Origin of the sequence: Sorangium sp. So ce302, assembly GCF_051530145.1 — a bacterium.
Lineage (GTDB): Bacteria > Myxococcota_A > Polyangia > Polyangiales > Polyangiaceae > Sorangium > Sorangium cellulosum_B.
On sequence record NZ_CP150326.1, the window covers coordinates 12,460,231 to 12,479,564 of the forward strand.

The following is a 19,334-nucleotide window of genomic DNA, read 5'->3' on the forward strand; positions in this document are numbered from 1 at the left end:
GGGACGGCGCTTCCATCCATCTTCGCCGCGGGCGTCCTCTTGTTTCCGGTCAGTGGATCATGGAATCCGCTAACATCCTCCACGACTGAGCCATCCCTGCGCGTGATGGTACATCGCATCAAACCATCGACGTCGGTGATGTCGATGGGCGAGCCATCGACATACGCATACGCGTACAGGCTCCCCTCCAGCCGGATGGGCTCCGGGCTCAGGTATTGCCCTGTCTCCGGGTCATAGTACCGGTACCGGTTGTAGTAGAGCCCCGTCTCCTCGTCGGCGTACTGCCCCGGAAACCGCACGGGCGTCAGCCCAGCCTGCTCCCCCTCGACCTTGCTCCGCTCCCATCGCCCCACCCGCTCGGCCCACTCCTCACTCGTCGCCATTGCTTCCTCCTTCGTCGCGGTGGGAGCAGCTAACCAGCGCTGCGCGGACGGTCACGATGTCCTCGGCCAGACGCTCACCTCAAACAAGCTCCACGTCAAAGCCAGCGTCTTTCAGCGCGTAGTAGGGTTGCACACCACCGGCAGAGCGAACGACGATTCGTACCCCCGGCGCGAGAACCTGCGCGCTTCGAACGATTTCTACCAGCTGGTTCGAAAGCCGTGTCGACAGCGATGTCACCGTAGCAGTTGGCGCTCCCGCTCGCAGCCTCTGAACGCGTCTCAGCCAAATATCGTCGCTCAGCCAGTGCTCGGACGCGCTATCAGATGCCTCATCAATTCGCTGCAAGCCCAGCTCGTCAGCGAGAGCCGCCGCCACATCGGCGGACAATTCGACCGGAGATCCGCTTGGCATGAGGCCGCTCGCCTGCCACTCGACCGCCCACTTCTCCAGACACTTTACCGCATCGTCCGAGACCAAGACCAAGTCATCAATCTCGCGACGATAGAGGAAGATCTCCCCGGTGTCTCCAGCATATAAGTGCATCGAGCCGAGAAACTTACCCCCCAGCGTGAGACGGCGGCCGTGACAATAGACAACCGGCCAGCCGGCTGCCTCAAGAAAGCGCGAATCCTCTGCGTCATCGTCATCGAAGCCGAGCCGTTCCTTCAGGACACGGTATACGCCCAGCCTGGTCTCGTTGCATGGTACATGTGCAGGGTCCACCTCATCGTAGGCAACCAAACCTCCGAGCACTTCCTCGAACCGGAGCAATGGCGCCGCTGGGGGGATCCCATGTCGCTCGAGCTCCGCCATCAACGATTCCGGGCCGCGCGTCGCATCTGGATCGCGGAAGAAGCTCTTTGCATCGAGCCATTGCATGACACGAGAAGACACGTGGCAACGCAGGTGGCTCGCAGCACGCTCATACCTCCGGATGATGAGCCGCTCATTCTCAAATGTCTTCTCCTCGAGAATACGTGGTCCCTTCGACCACACTTGGCGCGCTCGCGACTCTTCAGGCTCCACCATTAGCAGGCGGACGGGCTCGCCATCGAGCCGGTACTGAAATCCCAACTCTGGCGCCAAGCTCGGTGCACTACCCTCCTCGAGGCAGATACGCTCCACCTGAGCGCCGACCAATTGAAGCGGCACCATTAATACGTGACAAACCTCCAGTACGCGTTTCAGTTGACTCAGATCGTCAACACGAATCCATGTCGTTTCAAGCGGCTCATCCGCGACAATCGCGTGCTCGCCGCCCCACACCGATGCCGCGTCGTCGATGGTTGAGACGGGGGGCAGCGACAACGCGCCAGCCACCGCTCGGCCGCAGCGCTGTGTCCTCACTTCAAGCCGCATTGGAAGCCACCGGGGATCCGAGAACAGCGCGAGTTGTGCCACCCAATCGGCCATGTTGGGATGCATCTCCAGCCCAGACTCGATCAGCACTCCCCCATCCGAGCGCAAGTACAGGGGTAAAGCACGTCTCCTCGACCAGGCTACGAGGAAAGCGCGCCCGCGCGATCCGCCGTCAGGCGTGTGCACGTCGATCCACAGCGGCGCGCCGCCCTCCCGTGCCGCGGCGAACGCGCCGAAGACATGATCGTCCAGCACCGGGAGCCCACGGCGGGAAGCTGCGTCGTACAGAGCCGACTCGAACTCCGCATGGATAGGTGGGAAGTCCTCATGAAGTTGGACAAAACGATCCAGCTCGTGCCGCGCCCACGGCGTGGTCGCGATTCTGGAGCTCCGAAGGACGGCGAGCGTTCTATTAGAAAACAGTATCACTTACCGAGCTCGCTTCCATGCGCCGTTTTGATTTGCCCACACACCCAGGTCCGCCAATGCCGGCACAGGCTCGCCGTCCTTGCGAATGACTGGCGCCGCCTTTGTGTTGCTAGAGTCTGCGAGGAACGCTCCGCTTGGCTGCGTCCAATGTTCCTTTTTGCCCACGCCTCTCGAGCCGTCTTGCTCTCGATATCCAGGTTTGATTACGCCTGTCGGCAGACTTCTATTGGCGAGCGCCCACAGGCGGGGAACTGTCTGGGAACAGTTAGGACAAGGTGCGCGATCCACCCCCTGCTTACTCGATGAGATCGCCCCGTCGCCGCTCTTTTCCATGTCCTCCAGAGCATGACCCAAATGGGCTTGCCAGTCGGGGTCGCCGGGCTTGCAGGATTTGCCAGTCTTCTGCTCCCATGCATTCAAGTGGTCTGTGAGAGCCCATGGCTCCGAGCACGTCGAAGGGTCTTGGCCATCGGCCCTCGCCGCTGAAGGCGGCAGCGCGGCTTGGACCGCGGGGTGCAGATCACCTCTGCTACGCGGTTGCCCGGACAAGTCGAAGCTGCCGCTCTTATTTTGAGCCGTCACCCCGCTCGCTCCCTTCGTCTTCGACCACATCTTTGCAAGCCCATCGGCATCGATGAGGTCGACCGGCGAGCCATCGACATACGCATACGCATACAGGCTCCCCTCCAGCCGGATGGGCTCCGGGCTCAGGTACTGCCCCGTCTCCGGGTCATAGTACCGGTACCGGTTGTAGTAGAGCCCCGTCTCCTCATCCGCGTACTGCCCCGGAAACCGCACGGGCGTCAGTGCGGCCTGCTCCCCCTCGACCTTGCCGAACAGCGAAGCATCGATTTCGCCCACGAGCCGTCCGTTCCCGCCCACCAGCGCCGCCGGCATCCCGTTCGGCGCCTCGACGTAGTACCGCACCTCGTCCTGATCGCCCCGGCGCACCCGGTCCGCGAGCGGCGTCACCCCCTCCGGAAGCACCGCGTACGCTCGCTCTTCCACCACCGGCTCCCCGCCCGCTTCCCCGAACAGCTCGCGGATCTCGTGCACCAGCGCATCCCCGCTCCAGGTGTATCGCGTCACGCTCTCCACCACCCGGTCGCGCCCCCGCTCCACCCGCTTCTCCAGCCGTCGCGCGAACGGGTCGTAGGTTAAGCGCACCACCCGGCCGTCCGGCAACCGCACCGCCTGGAGCAGATCGTCGTCGGCCCACTCGAAGCGAGCGACCCGCCCGCCTGGCAGCCGCTTGCTCGTCATCCGCCCCCGCTCGTCGTATGCGAGCTCCGCGCCTCCCCGCCGCTTGAGCTGCCCGCCCGGCGCATACTGCCGCAGCGTCGCGCTCTCGTAGAGCTCCCCGCTCGGCCCGTGGCGATACCCCTCGATCAGCTCCCGCAGCGTGCCATCCACCCGCTGCCGCCCCACCACCCGACCCTGCGCGTCGCGCAGGTACTCGACATACGCCGCGCCCGGCGCGCCGCTGCCCACCGCGCCGAGCAGCCCGGCCGCCGACCATTCATAGCTCTGCGCGAACGTCACCTCATGCGGCAGCGGCCCCACCCACGCCGGCTCGCCCGGCCGCACCGCGGGCGTCGCCCCGAGGCCCGTCACCTGCACCCCTGACGGAAGCCCATCGGGCGTCCACCCCTCCGCGATGCGCCCTCCCGCGGGCAGCACCCGGTCGACAAGCTGACCCGCTGGATCGTAGGCCAGCTGCACCTTCATGGTCTGCGCGCCGAGATCCCCGACCGCCACCGCCAACGGCCGCCCCACCACGTCGCGCGCGATCTCCATCCGTCCGAACGGCCCGCTCGTGCGCACCGCCTTGCCCAGCGCGTCGTACGCTGTCTCCACCACCGTCCGCCGCCCGCCCCGCGTCACCGTCTCCCGCACCACCCTCCCGCGCGCGTCATAAGTGTACTCGCACGCCACATCTCCGCTGGTCACGTATTCGACCCGACCGAGCAGGTCATACCCGATGCTCTCCGTCCGGCCATCCGTGAACCGCCGCTCCACGAGCCGGCCGCACGGGTCATAGACGAAGTCGACCGTACCAAGCCCATCCCGGACCTGCGTAATCCGCCCCATCACATCGTGCCGGTAATAGATGCGCCGCCCGTCGAACGTCCGCTCCTCGCCGATCCGCCCCTCGCCGCGCCGGACGTACCGGTGCTCCTCGCCGGATTCGTTGACCACCCGCACCAGGTCCTGCTCCCGGTCGTAGAAGTACCGCACGGCGCTCCCGTCCGGCCTCACCACCTCGGTCACCACCCCGATCCCGCCCCATCGCAGCGCCGTCACCCGGCCGTCCGCGTCGGCGATCTCCGCCAAATTCCCGTCGACATCGTAACCATACCAGTCCGTCGCCCCGCTCGGCCTCCGCACCCGGATGAGCCTTCCGCAGGAGTCATACCCATACGACGTCTCCAGTCCGCGCTCATCGACGAAGCTCGTCACCCGTCCCAGGAAATCATAACGAATCTTCCGCCTCGCCCCGTCCGGCTCGATCACCTCCACACGATTGCCGAGCGCGTCGTAGGCCATCCGCGTTACACCGCCGTTCGGCAGGGTCGCCTCGACGAGCAAGCCGCGCTCGTCGTAGTGGAACCGGACCACCGGCCCGAGCTCGTCCTCGACGGCCACCACATCGCCTCGCGCGTTCCGCTGGTAGCGCGCGAACCCGCCCATGGCGTCGCGAACCTCCTCGATGAAGCCCCGCTCGTCGTATTCATACACGGTTCTCGCGCCCATCGGATCCGTCACGACGCGCAACCGGCCCAGGTCGTCTCGCTCGTAGCGCCATGCGTGCCCCAGCGCGTCCCGATACACCAGCACGTTGCCCGTGGCGTCGAACGTGTAGGCGTGCATGCCGCCGTCCCACGCGACGCCGTTCACCTTGTCCAGGTGGTTGCCTTCAATCCGCCGTTTCGCGCGCGAGGTGATCACCTCGACGAAGTGGTCGTAATCGTCGATCTTGACGTGACAGAAGCCCTTGGCCCTCGTCTCGCCATCGTCCAGAGTGCCAGGCACGTCGCCATCGAGCGCGTCGTTGCCCTCGCGACGACACCATGCCTCCACGCAGCGGCCGTTGTCGCCATAGCGGAACTCCGCCACCAGCCCTCCCGGCTCGCGGCGCCGGACCAAGCGGTGCTGTTCCTCGTAGTCGTACCGCTCCTCGTTGCCCGCGGCGTCGCGCGCCGAGACCAGATCGCCTCGATCGTCGTAAATATACGTGCGAAACGCTCGCCACCCTCCGCCCGGCGACTCGTCGTTCACCTCGAAGGCGGCGATCCTCCCGTCCGCGTACCGCCGCGCGCGGACCATCCGCGCCACTGCGTCGATCGCATGGGACAGGCGCCCTCGCTCGTACGAGAGCCGTATCTCGTTGTCGTACCGGTCCACGATGCGCGACAAGAGCCACATGCTCTCCTGCCTCTCACCGAACACGAGCAGCACGCCCTCGGCCTCCAGCGTGTAGCCGCCCTCGTGACGCCTCAGCACGCCGCACGGCATCGGCACGGGACGGCCCGGCTCGGGGATCTCCGCCTCGGTCGGCGCCGCGTGAGGCTCCAGCACACGGAGCGTCCGCCGCCGCTCCTCGATCGCCCACGCCAGCGAGTGGCTCCATCCGAACCCGAGCCCCAGATCCACGTCGCTCGTCTCCGACGAGTAGCTCCGCTCGATCCGGAGCGGCAGGATCATCCCGCCGAGCGCCAGATCCACGGCCTTCGCGGTGTAGACCCGCCCCGTCACCGGATCGACCGGATCCCCGGCCGACGTGCCGCCCCCGCGCCCGTGCGACGGGTTCGGGCAGCCGCCGCCGCTCCCCGGCCCGCACGCGCCCGCGTTCTTGCCGCCGCCTCGCGGCCCCTTGCCACCGCTCTTGCCGTCCGCCCCCTGGTCGCCGCCGCCGCCCCGCCCTCCGCGGCCGCGGCCGCCGCCTCCGCCGCCCCCGCCACCCAGGATGAATGTGCCGGGGTTCATGCCGGGAATCGCGGGGATGTTCGGGACCGGCGCCGTTCGTGCCATGGGCCCGCATGGTCGCCAGGCGCCGCACGCACCGTCAAGCGGCCCACCGTCCTCGCGGGCCGCCCCTGAGCTCGCCGCGCGCTCGCCCGGCCGCGGTGCAGGGGGCCGCGTCGCGCGCTTGCCCGCGCGCGGCGCCTTGCCTAGCCTAGCCGCGATGCCCTCGAAGAACGACAGCTCCATCGTGTGCCCGTCGTGCGGCGCGAACAACGCCTCCGTGACGGCGAGCGGGCGCTGCATCGCGTGCGGCGCCAGGATGGGCTCGCTCGCGCCTTTCCGCGACTCCGAGCTCGACCGCCACCGCCGCTACCAGCAGGAGGGCTTCTCGATCCTCTGGTGCCTCATCGCCCTCGTCCTGCAGAGCGTGCTCACCGCGGCCCTCGTCGGCGGCCTCCCCATGATCGTGCAGCAGCTCGACTTCGAGGGGTCGAACGGGATGATCGTCGCCATCCCCGTCTGGTTCATCGGCGGCGTCCTCCTCGGCATGATCTCGCCCGGAAAGACGTTCCTCGAGCCGGTCGTCGCGTCGTTCCTCGTCGCGATCCCGACCGTCTTCTACCTCCTGCACAGCCAGACCGTCCGGACGATGCCTCTGTTCATGTACGTGATCATGGCGCTCATCGGCGTGCTCTTCACGCTGATCGGCTCCTACCTCGGCGAGCGCATCCAGATGGGCCCGCCCGCGAAGCCGGCCGACTGAGGGCGCCCAGCGTGACGACGAGGCCCGGCGCGACGGGCAGCGCAGGGGCGGCCGGCGCAGCAGGGGCGGCGAAGGCGGCAGCGGCGGCGGGCGCAGCAGGGACGGCCGTCCGGCGGATCGCTGCAGTGAAGCGGATCGCCGCGGCGCTCGCCGCCGTCGCCATGGTCCAGCTGGCGCCCGGGTGCGGCCGATCGGCCGAGCAGCAGGAGGCGGACGCGCTCCTGCATGCGATCGACGTCCTCCGCGACGCCCCGAGCGAGCCGCGCGAAGCGCGCGAGGCGCTGCTCGCGGAGCTCGAGCGCCAGCCCGCATCGACGCCGCCCGCCGCGAGCGCCAAGGACACGTGCGCGCGGGCCTACCGCCTGCTGCTCGACGCGACGGCCGCGGAGGCGCGCGTCCGCGCCCTGCTCGAGGCGCCCGACGGGGACGCCGGGCCCGGCGCGCTGGCGGATCTCGTCGCCGCGGACGCCAAGGTCAAGGAGAGCGCCGAGGTCATGCCGAGGTGCGCCGAGGCGCTCGCGATCCTCCGCCGCTCGGGCCGGCGCGGGATGTGACGGCCCGCGTCGTCCGCGCCCGCATCGTCCGCGCCCGCGCCGGCGGCGTCCGCGCCGGCCGTGGCGCCCGCGCCGCGCGCCCCCGGGGAGGGGCGCCGGCCGCGCCCGCGCCCCGCGTCGCGCGGCGTTGAAGAGGGCAAGGGGATCCGCGCTCGCGGTCCCCTGTGCTAAGACCCGCCCTGCCATGTTCGACACGCTGACACGGGGCTTTCGTCAGGCCAGAAACCGCCTCGCCGGGCTCACGGAGCTCACCGCGGGCAACGTCGACGCCGCGCTCCGCGAGGTAAGGCTCAGCCTGCTCGAGGCCGACGTCGAGATCGGGGTGGTCAAGGCGTTCCTTGCCCGGGTCAAGGAGGCCGCGGTCGGCCGCACCCTGGAGACGCGCGTGAAGCACGCCGGCGAGGTCCACCAGGTCTCGGCGAGCGACCACTTCATCAAGATCTGCCACGACGAGCTCGAGGCGATGATGACCCACGAGGGCGACGAGATCGCCTGGGCCGACGGCGGGCCCACGGGCATCATGATGGTCGGCCTCCAGGGCTCCGGGAAGACGACGAGCTGCGCGAAGCTCTCGCGCTACCTCGAGAAGCAGGGGAAGAAGCCGCTGCTCGTCGCGGCCGACATGCAGCGCCCCGCGGCCGTCGAGCAGCTCAAGGTCCTCGGCGAGTCGCTCAAGATCCCCGTGTTCAACGTGCCGGGCGAGTCGCCGGTCGCCATCTGCGCCGCGGCCCGCGGCGAGGCGAAGCGGCTCGGCCGCGACGTTATCATCTACGACACCGCCGGCCGCCTCGCGATCGACGAGCCGCTCATGCAGGAGCTCGCGCAGATCAAGGACGCGACCAAGCCGGAGAACATCTTCCTCGTGGTCGACGCGATGATCGGCCAGGACGCCGTGAAGACGGCGCGCGGCTTCAACGAGCGGCTGTCGATCGGCGGCGTCGTGCTGACGAAGCTCGACGGCGACGCCCGCGGCGGCGCGGCGCTCAGCATCAAGGAGGTGACGGGCGCGCCCGTCCTCTTCACCGGCATCGGCGAGACGACGGACAAGTTCGAGCCGTTCCGCGCCGACGGCATGGCGAGCCGCATCCTCGGCATGGGCGACGTCGTCGGCCTCATGCAGGACTTCGAGGAGGTCGTCGACCAGAAGAAGGCCGAGAAGGACGCCGCGCGGATGCTCCAGGGCGACTTCACGCTCGAGGACTTCCTCGATCAGGTGCGGATGATCCAGAAGATGGGATCGCTGAAGGATCTCGTCGACAAGCTGCCCCTCGGCGGCATGTTCCCGGGCGGCCTGCCCCAGGACGTGAACCTCGACGACCGGGAGCTCGTCCGCATCGAGGCGATCATCCAGTCGATGACCCGCCTCGAGAAGAGCGACCCGTACGCGCTGGTCCGCGAGCCGAAGCGGGTGGAGCGCATCGCGAAGGGCTCGGGCTCGAAGCCCGAGGCGGTGAGCGAGCTCGTCCAGAAGTTCCTGTTCATGCGCCAGATGATGAGCGGCCTCGGCCAGAACATGGGCCTCATGGGCAAGATCCCCGGCATGAAGCAGATGGCCATGGCCAAGAACATGCGGGAGATGCAGAAACAGATGATGGCCGGCGGCGGCATGCCCGGGATGGGGATGCCGGGCATGGGCTTCCCGGGGATGGGCTTCCCGGGGATGGGGATGCCCGGGATGGGGATGCCGGGCATGGGCGGCTTCCCGGGCGCCGGCGCCGGGGGCCCGAACATGACGAAGATGAAGACGCTCAGCGCCTCCGAGCGCAACGCGAAGAAGGCGCAGCGCAAGCGCGAGCGCGACGCCCGCAAGAAGGGGCGCAAGTAGCGGCGGCCGCGTGCGGGGGCCCTGCTGCCGGCGGCGCTCGTTCGACGATGCGCACGATGCGCACGATGCGCACGACGCGCGCGCGGTCGCGCGGGCCCTGGTGATGGTCGGCGCGGTCGCTGCAGCGGCGTCGTGCTCCAGGGGTGGCGGGGGTGAGCAGGGGGCCGCGCCTGCCGGGTCGGCCGGCCGGGCGCCGGCGGCGTCCGCGGGCGTGGGCGCTGGCCGTGGCGCGGATGCGGAGGCGCGGAGGCAGCTCGCCTCCGTGAAAGAGCTCGCGGTGCGCAAGCTCGCGCCTGGCGCGGCGATCGCGATCGACGGCCAGCTCGACGAGCCGGCGTGGCATGCGGCGGCGACGACAGGCCCGTTCGTCAACGTGGGCACGGGCCGCGAGGATCGGTCGCTGCCGACGCAGGGCGAGGCGCGGCTGCTCTGGGACGACGGGTTCCTCTACGTCGGATTCGACGTCAGCGACAGGACGATCACCGGCGGGTTCCCCGAGGGCGCGCGGGATCCGCACCTCTGGGAGCGGGATACCGTCGAGGTGATGATCGATCCGGACGGCGACGGGGACAACAAGGACTACTACGAGATCCAGATCAACCCTCAGAACCTCGTCTTCGACTCGCAGTTCGACGACTACAACGCTCCACGGGGCGGCCCGAGCGGGCCTTTCGGCCATGAGGAGTGGAGCGCGGGGCTCGCGAGCGCGGTCGCGCTGCGGGGGACGCTCGACGACGGCTCGGACGAGGACCGGGGGTATGTGGTCGAGGCGAAGATCCCGTGGAGCTCGTTCACGAAGGCGAAGGCCGCGCCGCCGGCGCCGGGGGACGCGTGGCGGATGAACTTCTACGCCATGCAGAACAACGGCGGGGCGGCGTGGTCGCCCATCCTGGGGGAGGGGAACTTCCACAGGGCGCGGCGCTTCGGGCGGGTCCGGTTCGTCGCGATCGCAGTCGACTGACGTCGCGACGTCGAGCGAGCCCTCAGCGCACGGGTGGGTTACCGGAGTCGCGGAGGCTCTCGGCTCCTCGTGCGATCGGCGCCGGCGCGCGAGCTCAGATCCGGGCCGTGTGGCTCGCCGTCGGGCGTGACGCGCCCTGCTGCGTGCCCGCCAGGGCGGCATCACCCATCGTGCCCGCCGTGGCGGTCGAGCGGGTCGCCGGCTCGATCGCTCGCTGGACCCGGATCCTGTTGTGCACGTCCTCGACGCCCCGCACGCCCTCGGCGGCGAGCTCGATGATGCGCTTGTGGTAGCGCTCGGGCACTGTGCCCTCGAGGATGACCTCGTTGTTCTCCACCTGGACCGTGACGTCGCTCACGTCGATGTCCCCGCGCTCCGCGAGCATCTCGCAGATGTCCTCCTGGATGCGCGCGTCGGAGCGCTTGTAGCCCTTCGGTCCGCGGCCGAACGCTCTGCGCACGCGGTCTCCGATCTCGCCGAGCGCGTGGCCGACGCCCTCGAGCGCCGAGCGGCCGGATTCGCGGAGATCGTGGTTCTCACCGCGGTACGCGCCGTCGTGCCAGGCCGCATCGGGACCGTAATCGGGGCTCACGACGCGGGTCATGCCGAGGTAATAGGCGCCGCCGAGATTGAAGTTGTATGCGCTGCCCACGGCGGGAAGGGGATTGCCGCCGAAGCTGCGGCTGTGCTCGCGGCCGCCGACGTAATCGCCGCCGCGGTCGTCGTGGGGCCAGCCGCGCTCCTGGTCACCGGGACGACTGTCGCTGTTGGCGAAGCGACCGTCGCCGAGAGCGCGGCCCATGGGGTCGCGGTGCGTCGTGGGCCCAACCATGCGAGCGTGCTCGCGGCCCCGATCGCGGTCGTCGCGCAGAGCGGCCCCGTGATCGTAGATCGGGCCCGCGCTGCGGCGCTCGTCGCGAGGATAGCCGCGCTCGGTGAAATGGCCCCGGTCGTCTCTGTAGCGCCGATCCCAGCCGTGCTCATTTCGTCCGTAGCCTGTGTCCCTGTCGAATCGATCTCGCATCCTGCGCCTCCTTTCTTCCTTGCGAGCACTGCCTTCAACACGCCTCCGCCGCGCGACAGCGCTGCGCGACAGATCGCGCCAGCCTGGTCGCGTGGATCGCGAAGATGGGTCGCGTGGGCGCCCTCTGCCACCGGGGAGAACCCTTCGTCTCGCGCCCGGGCGATCCCGAAAATGACGATTCATCGGATCAGCACAGAAGAGCTTGCCTTGAGCGCCTTTCCGCCTCTCGTCGCAGAACACGGCACACCCGCCCTCCCCATCGGGGCTGGGGCGGCGCCGCGCCCCCTGGGGGCCCGGACCATCCGTCACGGGCCCAGCAAAGCCGGCCCATGCCCCGCCGGCTGCGCTAAGCTCCGCGCCCTGTGCCCGTCCTCACCGCTCACGATCTCCACAAATCCTTCGGTCCCCAGACGATCCTCGACGGCGTCTCGGTCAACATCCGCACCGGCGAGCGCGTGGGCCTGGTCGGCGTCAACGGCTCCGGCAAGAGCACGCTCGCCCGCATCCTCGCCGGGGTCGAGCAGGCCGACAGCGGCACCATCGCGCGCCGCCGCGGCGCCGAGATCGGCGTCCTCTCGCAGGATCCGGTCTTCGAGCCGACCGACACCGCGCGCGACGTGGTGCTCGCCGGGCTCTCCGCGTGGCACGCCGCCAAGGCCCGCCACGACGAGGTGAGCCGGGCGCTCGCGGCCGGCTCGGGGGATGCCGAGGCGCTCCTCGCCGAGCAGGCCGAGGCCGGGGCCGACGTCGAGCGGCTCGGCGGGTGGGACATGATGCACCAGGTCGACGCCATCATCGGCCACGTCGGCGTCACCCGGCCCGACGCGCCCATGAGCGTGCTCAGCGGCGGCGATCGCAGGCGCGTCGCGCTCGCCCGCCTGCTCGTGTCGCGGCCCGCCCTCGCCGTGCTGGACGAGCCCAGCAATCACCTCGACGTCGAGACCGTCGAGTGGCTCGAGCGCTACCTCGTCGAGGAGCACCCCGGCGCGCTTCTCCTCATCACCCACGATCGCTACCTGCTCGACCGCGTCGCGGAGCGCACGCTCGAGATCGACAAGGGCAAGGTCTACAGCTACGACGGCGGCTACGAGGAGTACCTCGAGCAGAAGGCCGAGCGCCTCGCGCTCGAGGCGCGCACCGAGTCGAACCGGCAGAACTTCCTGCGCACCGAGCTCGAGTGGCTCCGGCGGCAGCCGAAGGCGCGCACCGGAAAGCAGAAGGCCCGCATCCAGCGCGCCGAGACGACCAAGAGCGCGCCGCCGCCCAAGGCGGAGCGGACCGCGCAGCTCTCGGTGGAGTCGGTGCGCACCGGCAAGACCATCCTCGAGCTGAAGAAGCTCGGCCTCTCGCTCGACGGCAAATGGCTCGTGCGCGGCCTCGACTTCACCCTGACCAAGGGCGAGCGCGTCGGCGTCGTCGGCCGCAACGGCACGGGCAAGACCACGATGCTCCGCGCGATCCTCGGCCAGCTCGGCGCCGAAGGCGACGGCGCGGCCGCCGAGGGGCCCCGCATGGAAGGCGAGGTCGTGCTCGGAAAGAACTCGAGCGTCGCCTACTTCGACCAGCACAGGAGCGGGCTCGACCTCGACAAATCGATCTTCGAGAACATCGCGGGCTCGCACACGCGCGTCGAGGTCGGCGGCCGGTCCATGGACGTGCGCAGCTACCTGGAGCGGTTCCTGTTCGATCCGAACAAGGCGCGGCAGCCGGTGGGCTCGCTCTCCGGCGGCGAGCGGGCGCGGGTCGCCCTGGCGAAGATGCTCACCCAGAGCGTCAACGTGATCATCCTCGACGAGCCCACGAACGATCTCGACGTGATGACCCTCGCCGCGCTCGAGGAGATGCTCATCGAGCTCGACGGCTCGGCGCTCGTCGTGACCCACGACCGCTGGTTCCTGAACCGGGTGGCGACCTCGATCCTCGCGTTCGAGGGCGACGGCCGGGTCGTGCGGTACGCGGGCAACTACGACGCCTACCGCGAGCAGCGCGCGAACGCCGCGCTCGAGACGGAGGCCGAGGCGCGGGCCGCGAAGGCCCAGGCGGCGGAGGCCCGGCCGGCGGCGGCGCCGGCGAAGGCCGCCGCGCGGGCAGGCGACAAGCCGAAGCTCACGTTCGCCGAGCGGACGGAGCTCGACGGCATCGTGGGCCGGATCGACGCGGCCGAGCAGAAGGTCGCCGAGCTCGAGGTGAAGCTCGCCGACCCGACGCTCTACGCGAGCCGCGGCGCGGACGTGGCGGGGCTGCTCTCGGAGCTCGAGCGCGCCAAGCAGGAGGCGGCGCGCCTGGTCAGCCGCTGGGAGGAGCTCGAGACGAAGCGCGAGGCCGCCGGCAAGGCCTGACCGGGCGCGACGGAGCGCGAGGCCAGCGGCAATCGGTGCAGGGGGCGCAGGGGGCGCAGGGGGCGACCTGTCTCGCACGACGACCTTGTCGGCGCGGCGCCGCCCGGCGACCATGGCCTCATGATGACCGTGTTCGAGGTGCACCTCGCCGAGGGATCCGACGGCGCCGGCCTGCTCAGCGACGAGGTCCTGAGCGAGACAGGCGCGCAGGTGATGACGCTCCAGGAAGCAGCGCTGGTCGGCTTCCAGGGCCTCCAGGCGCTCGACGGCACCGGCAACGTCCGGCTCATCGCCGTGCGCGCGCGTGACGCCGCCTGGATCCACCGCTGCCTGGAGACCCACGGGGCCGTCGCCGGGTTCCGGGCTCACCAGGTCGACTGAGCCACATCGCCCCCGCTGCTCGACCGACCCTCCGCGCCGCCCTGGCGCGGCGTCCCCCCGCGCGCGCCTTGTCCGGAATGCCGTGGATGCCAGTCCGGCCGCCAGGCGCAGAGAACCATGAAGTCCCGACAAGCCCGCTGAAGCAGGCGAAGCTCGCCTCTACGAACATTGATGAGATCCGGTGTCCCTGACAACTCCCCTCAGTTGTTGGCATCTTTCGTGGGAATTGAACAGGGAGACGGGGAGACGGGGAGATTCGTGGGATTTCACTCCTCGTCTCCACGCCTCCCTGTGAATTTTTCCGAATAATTCGAGGGGATGCCTCAGGTGTCCATCACCACGCACGGAGCGCCTCGCGCGCCATCTTCGCGCGTCCCTGGCCCGCATGAGGCTCGTTCTACTGTGTCTCGTATCACTAGAAAGTTGGTGTGTGGTTGCACTGTCTACCGACGATGGTAACAACACCGCATGTCTCACTCCTCTCTACGTAGTCATACGCTCCTGGCGTTGTTCGCGGTCTCCGCGTTCGCGCCGGGTTGCGGCTCGGAGCGGCCGCAAGCGGGCGATACCAGGCCGCCGGGCTCCGAGCCCGGTCAGGGGGCGCCCTTCGAGAACCCCGGCGGGATGTGGATGCCGGAGCAGATGCGGCAGCACAAGGACCAGCTCAAGGCGCTCGGGCTCGAGATCGATCCCGAGTCGCTCGCCGATCCCACGGCGTCCCCGCTCGGCGCGGTGGTGAGCCTGGGCGGCTGCTCGGCCTCGTTCGTCTCGCCCGATGGGCTCATCGCCACGAACCATCACTGTTCGACCAGGGCGCTCCAGTACAACTCCACCCCGGAGCAGGACCTCCTGACGAACGGCTACCTGGCGAAATCCCGCGCCGAGGAGCGATGGGCCGGCCCCACCGCGCGCGTGCTCGTGACCCGCGCCTTCCGCGACGTCACCGGCGAGGTGCGGCGCGGCATCGAGGCGATCCAGGGCGATCTCGAGCGCTACGAGGAGATCGAGAAGCGCAAGAAGCAGCTCGTGACCGCGTGCGAGGAGGGGCGCCCCGAGATCCGCTGCTCCATCGCCGAGTATTTCGGCGGTGGCCAGGTCTCGTTGATCGAGCAGCTGGAGATCAAGGACGTTCGCATCGTCTATGTCCCGCAGGAGGCGATCGGCAACTTCGGCGGGGACATCGACAACTGGCGCTGGCCGCGCCACACCGGCGATTTCGCCTTCTTCAGGGCCTATGTCGGCAAGGACAACCGGCCGGCCGCCCACGCCGAGGACAACGTGCCTTACCGGCCGGCGCATCACCTGAAGCTCGCGTCGTCGCCGCTCCGCCAGGGCGACCTGGTGATGGTCGCCGGCTACCCCGGCACGACGAACCGGCTCCGGACCGCGGCAGAGGTCGAGTCCGCGGTCTCATGGCTGTACCCGAAGCGGGTGTCGTTCTACGAGGAGTCGATCGCCCTCCTGGAGGAGCTCGGCAAGAACGACCCGGCCCTGCGGATCAAGGCGGAGCCGACCATCCAGGGCTACGCCAACTACCTGCTCAAGACGCGCGGCCTGCTCGACGGGCTGGTCCAGGGCGGCCTGGCCAAGGAGAAGGCCAAGCAGGAGGGCGACCTCAAGGCCTGGATCGACGCCGACCCGGAGCGCAAGGCGGCCTACGGCGGCGCGATCGAGCAGATCGCCGCGCTGCACGCCGGGCAGCGGGCGACGCGCGACCATGACGCGGCCGTGTCGGAGATCGTCTCGTCGGCGAGGCTCCTCGACGCCGCGGTCACCCTCGTGCGCATGGCGGAGGAGCGGCCGAAGGCCGACGCCGAGCGCGAGGCCGAGTACCAGCAGCGCAACTGGGAGCGCCTCGAGCAGGCGCAGGCGTCGCTGCAGAAGTCGTACGACCGCGCGATCGATCGGAGCACCTTCAAGCTGGCCGCGCGGCGCGCGCTGCAGCTCGATCCGAAGGACAGGCCCGCGCTGCTCGGGGCCCTCGCGGGCGGGCAGGCACAGACGGAGGCCGGCATCGCCGCGGCGATCGACGCGATCTACGAGAAGACGGCGCTCGAGGACGCGGCGACCCGGATCCAGCTGCTCAAGACGGCGACGCTCGAGGAGCTCCAGGCGAGCCGGGATCCGATGATCCGCCTGGCGCTCGAGCTCGCGCCGGTCGACAAGGCCATCGAGGCGCGGGACAAGGCCTACGCCGGGGCGATGGCCCTCGTGAAGCCGCGCTTCGTCGAGGCGCTCCGCGCGCACCGGGGCGGCCTCCTGGCGCCCGACGCGAACGGCACGCTCCGCGTCACGTACGGCACCGTGCGGGGGTACCGCCCGGAGGCCGACAAGGCGGTGGTTCGCCCGTTCACCACGCTCAGCGAGGTCGTGAAGAAGAGCACCGGCGAGGCGCCGTTCAACACCCCGGCGACCCTGCTCGAGGCCGCGCGCGAGGAGCGGTTCGGCCCGTACGTGGACAAGGACCTCGGCGAGGTGCCGGTCTGCTTCCTGAGCGATCTCGACATCACGAACGGCAACTCCGGCTCTGCCACGCTGAACGCGCGCGGCGAGCTCGTGGGCCTCGCCTTCGACGGCAACTACGAGGCGATGGCGTCCGACTGGCTGTTCATGCCGTCGATCACCCGGACCATCCACGTCGATCACCGCTACATGGAGTGGGTGATGGACGCGGTGTCGGGCGCGGACGCCGTGCTGAAAGAGATGGGCGGCAAGCCGGCCATCGACTGAGCGCGGCGCAGCCTCAAAAGCACGATCGCGAGGACGCCGGCGCGGGTCACGCGCCGGCGTCGTCGGACGACACCCGCACCTCTCCCTCGGCCACCGTCCAGAGGATCGACGTGCAGCTCCGCCCGAACGCCCTGTCGTGCGTGACGAGGAGAAGCGCGCCCGGGTAGTCGGCGAGGGCGCGCTCCAGCCGCTCGATCGAGGGCAGGTCGAGGTGGTTGGTCGGCTCGTCCAGCACGAGCGCCCACGCGTGTTGCCCGAGGCCCAGCGCGATCATCAGCTTGCGCGCCTCGCCGGGCGACGGCCGCGCCGACCCGAGCAGCGGCCCCGGCTCCACCCCGAGCGCGGCCACCAGCGACATCACCCGCCCGCGCTCCTCCGGAGGGAGGCGCCGCGCCCTCGCGATGAGGGCCTGCTGCTCTGCCTCGCCGAGCTCCTGCGGCACATGGAGCACCTTGTCCGCCGGCACGCGCGCGCCGGCGAGCAGCGCGTTCACCAGCGTGGTCTTGCCAGCGCCGTTCGGGCCCGCGATCCGGATGCGGTCCTCGCGGCCGACCGCGAGCCGCACGTCCCGCAGCAGCATCCGCCCCTCGCTCTCGCCGCCGGCGTGGATCCGGGGCGCGTCGAGCACGAAGAGCCACGGCGCGGGCGATCGCTCGTAATCGACGAACACGCTGCGGCCCACCGCCTTCTCGAGCTCAAGCTCTCCCGCCTCGGCCGACACCTTCTCGAGCTTGCGCCGGGTCACGCCGACGTTGCGCGACAGCCGCGCTTCGGCCGAGGACACGCGGAAGTCCGCGAGCAGGCCCCGGGCGTCGCTGTCGCGCGGGCCCTTCATCCGCCGCTTCGTGCTCCGGTCCGCGTCGGCCGAGGCCTGCGCCCGCCGCTCGTCGCCGAGGCGGCGCCGGAGCTGCCGTTCCTCGGCGCGCAGCCGCTGGTGCGCCTCCTCGCGCCCGCGCGCCTCGGCCTCCCAGAGCGCTTTTGCCGCGCTGTACCCGCCGGGATAGAGCCTCGCCGCGGCCCGCTCGACCCGGATCGTGCCGGTGGTCAGCGCGTCGAGGAGCTCGCGATCGTGCGAGACGCACGCCCCGATCCCCTGGAACCCCGCGAGCGCGCCGGCGAGCAGCGCCCGCGCGTCCGCGTCGATGTGGTTCGTCGGCTCGTCGAGCAGGAGCAGGTCCGGCGCCGCGGCGAGCGCCGCGCCGATCTGCCACCGCTTGCGCTCGCCGGGCGACAGCGTGGCCCAGCGCCCCAGCTCCGCCGGATCCAGCAAGAGCTCGCCGCGCAACCTGCGCGCGGCGCCGTCCTCGGCGTCGGCCAGCGCGTGGATGGCCGCGTCGGCGTGCTCCACGGCCTGCGGGCAGACCGCGACGGTCGCGCCCCGCGGCTCGAGCCGCAAGCTCCCCCCCTCGGGCGTGAGCTCGCCGGCGAAGAGCCGGAGGAGCGTCGTCTTGCCGGCGCCGTTCGGCCCGACGATCCCGTACCACCCTGGGGTCAGGCACAGATCGACGTCCGCGAGGATCGTGGACGCGTCGGAATAAGAGAAGGAGAGGCGCTGCGCGCGCAACAACGACATGGGAGCTCCTGAATCCTGAGGGCCACATGGCCCGGTCACGGGACGGGCAGGCTGCCTCGCGCGGCCAGGGAGCAGGAATGCCACCTGTCGCGCTCGCGACCTGCGACGGAGACCGATTCAGGAGCTGATCTTCACCGGAGCACTCTCCTCTTGCGTCAGCCGTGCTCTCTAACAGACGGTCGAGGTCCACGCAACCGCCGCTCCGCGGTCGCGGTCGCCCCTTCCGCTCTCCTTCTTCTTCTTCTTCCAGCGGCCTCTCGGCTCGGCGCGCTCACGCGGCCAGGAAGCCGCCGTCGACCGGGATCGCGCCGCCGGTCACGTAGCCCGCGCCCTCGGAGCACAGCCACAGCGCGGCGCCGGCGATCTCGTCCTCGGTGGCCATCCGCGCCATCGGATGCTGCGCCACAAGCGCCTGGACCAGCTCGGGCGCGAACGCCTCCGCCTGTTGCATGGCGGGCGTGCGGGTGACGCCGGCGCAGAGGGCGTTCACGCGGATCCCGAGCGGCGCCACCTCGAGCGCCACCGAGCGCGTCATCCCGAGGACCGCGTGCTTGGACGCGACGTAGGCGTGGTGCGCCGGCTTCCCGGCGACGCCGTAGATGGAGCTCATGTTGACGATGGCGCCCCCGCCCGACGCCAGCATGGCCGGGATCTCGTGCCGCATGGCCAGCCAGATCCCGCGGGCGTTGGTCGCCATGACGTCGTCCCACACCGCCTGATCGGCGCGATCGAGGCGGGCCATGTCGCCGCCGATGCCCGCGCAGTTCGCCGCGAAATCGAGCCGGTCGAAGCGCCTCATCGTCTCTTCCACGGCGCGCTTCATCGAGGCGTCGTCCCGCACGTCGGTCTGGACGAACAGCGCCGGCGCGCCCTCTCGCTCGAGCGCGGCGCAGGCCCGCTGTCCGGCGTCGCCGTCGCGCGCGGCGATGGCGACGCGCGCCCCTCCTCGCGCGAACGCGCGCGCGGTCGCGAGGCCGATGCCCGAGGTGCCCCCGGTGACGAGGGCGACCCGTCCGGCGAAGTCGTAGGTGATCATGAAGCTCCCT

General features: G+C 70.2%; 12 protein-coding genes and 1 pseudogene. 7 read left to right on the top strand and 6 right to left on the bottom strand.

The features are described from left to right. Nucleotides 1–179 precede the first annotated feature (179 nt). From WME73_RS47125 to WME73_RS47135, 3 genes and pseudogenes are all read right to left on the bottom strand, one after another. Nucleotides 180–383: pseudogene (locus WME73_RS47125) on the bottom strand (RHS repeat-associated core domain-containing protein); the annotation flags it as partial. A gap of 79 nt (nt 384–462) precedes the next feature. After that, nucleotides 463–1,833 (bottom strand): hypothetical protein, encoded by a 1,371-nt coding sequence (locus WME73_RS47130; protein ID WP_437913875.1) that lies wholly within the window; start codon nt 1,831–1,833, stop codon nt 463–465. Nucleotides 1,834–2,172: 339 nt separating this feature from the next. After that, nucleotides 2,173–6,204: an RHS repeat-associated core domain-containing protein gene (locus tag WME73_RS47135; protein ID WP_437913876.1), complete on the bottom strand. Its 4,032-nt coding sequence runs from the start codon at nt 6,202–6,204 to the stop codon at nt 2,173–2,175. 154 nt (nt 6,205–6,358) lie between these two features. Between WME73_RS47135 and WME73_RS47140 the strand changes: the two genes are divergently transcribed. The 4 genes from WME73_RS47140 to WME73_RS47155 all read left to right on the top strand — a co-directional run bounded on the left by WME73_RS47140 (nt 6,359) and on the right by WME73_RS47155 (nt 10,241). Then, entirely contained in the window at nt 6,359–6,901 is a 543-nt protein-coding gene (locus WME73_RS47140) for a hypothetical protein (RefSeq protein WP_044967211.1), read from the top strand. Nucleotides 6,902–6,912: 11 nt separating this feature from the next. Beyond that, nucleotides 6,913–7,455: a hypothetical protein gene (locus WME73_RS47145; protein WP_437913877.1), complete on the top strand. Its 543-nt coding sequence runs from the start codon at nt 6,913–6,915 to the stop codon at nt 7,453–7,455. A 184-nt stretch (nt 7,456–7,639) separates the two neighbouring features. Next, nucleotides 7,640–9,280 (top strand): signal recognition particle protein, encoded by a 1,641-nt coding sequence (gene ffh / locus WME73_RS47150; RefSeq protein WP_437742831.1) that lies wholly within the window; start codon nt 7,640–7,642, stop codon nt 9,278–9,280. Between the two features lie 10 nt (nt 9,281–9,290). Continuing rightward, entirely contained in the window at nt 9,291–10,241 is a 951-nt protein-coding gene (locus WME73_RS47155) for a carbohydrate-binding family 9-like protein (RefSeq protein WP_437913878.1), read from the top strand. A gap of 94 nt (nt 10,242–10,335) precedes the next feature. Here the strand turns inward: WME73_RS47155 and WME73_RS47160 are convergent, their stop codons facing one another. Further along, nucleotides 10,336–11,265, bottom strand: coding sequence for a BON domain-containing protein (locus WME73_RS47160; protein WP_437913879.1), 930 nt, complete (start codon nt 11,263–11,265; stop codon nt 10,336–10,338). Nucleotides 11,266–11,627: 362 nt separating this feature from the next. Here WME73_RS47160 and WME73_RS47165 point away from each other — a divergent pair, with 362 nt between their 5' ends. The 3 genes from WME73_RS47165 (at nt 11,628) to WME73_RS47175 (ending at nt 16,715) form a co-directional block, all read left to right on the top strand. After that, the gene (locus tag WME73_RS47165) at nt 11,628–13,604 is read left to right on the top strand and encodes an ABC-F family ATP-binding cassette domain-containing protein (protein WP_437913880.1); all 1,977 of its coding nucleotides are present in this window, start codon (nt 11,628–11,630) and stop codon (nt 13,602–13,604) included. A gap of 120 nt (nt 13,605–13,724) precedes the next feature. Beyond that, nucleotides 13,725–13,985: a hypothetical protein gene (locus WME73_RS47170; protein WP_437913881.1), complete on the top strand. Its 261-nt coding sequence runs from the start codon at nt 13,725–13,727 to the stop codon at nt 13,983–13,985. A gap of 468 nt (nt 13,986–14,453) precedes the next feature. After that, nucleotides 14,454–16,715, top strand: a complete 2,262-nt coding sequence (locus WME73_RS47175; protein ID WP_437913882.1) for a S46 family peptidase — start codon at nt 14,454–14,456, stop codon at nt 16,713–16,715. Between the two features lie 46 nt (nt 16,716–16,761). Here the strand turns inward: WME73_RS47175 and WME73_RS47180 are convergent, their stop codons facing one another. Beyond that, entirely contained in the window at nt 16,762–18,288 is a 1,527-nt protein-coding gene (locus tag WME73_RS47180) for an ATP-binding cassette domain-containing protein (protein ID WP_437913883.1), read from the bottom strand. Nucleotides 18,289–18,559: 271 nt separating this feature from the next. Beyond that, the gene (locus WME73_RS47185; protein ID WP_437854797.1) at nt 18,560–19,324 is read right to left on the bottom strand and encodes an SDR family NAD(P)-dependent oxidoreductase; all 765 of its coding nucleotides are present in this window, start codon (nt 19,322–19,324) and stop codon (nt 18,560–18,562) included. Between the last annotated feature and the right edge of the window lie 10 nt (nt 19,325–19,334).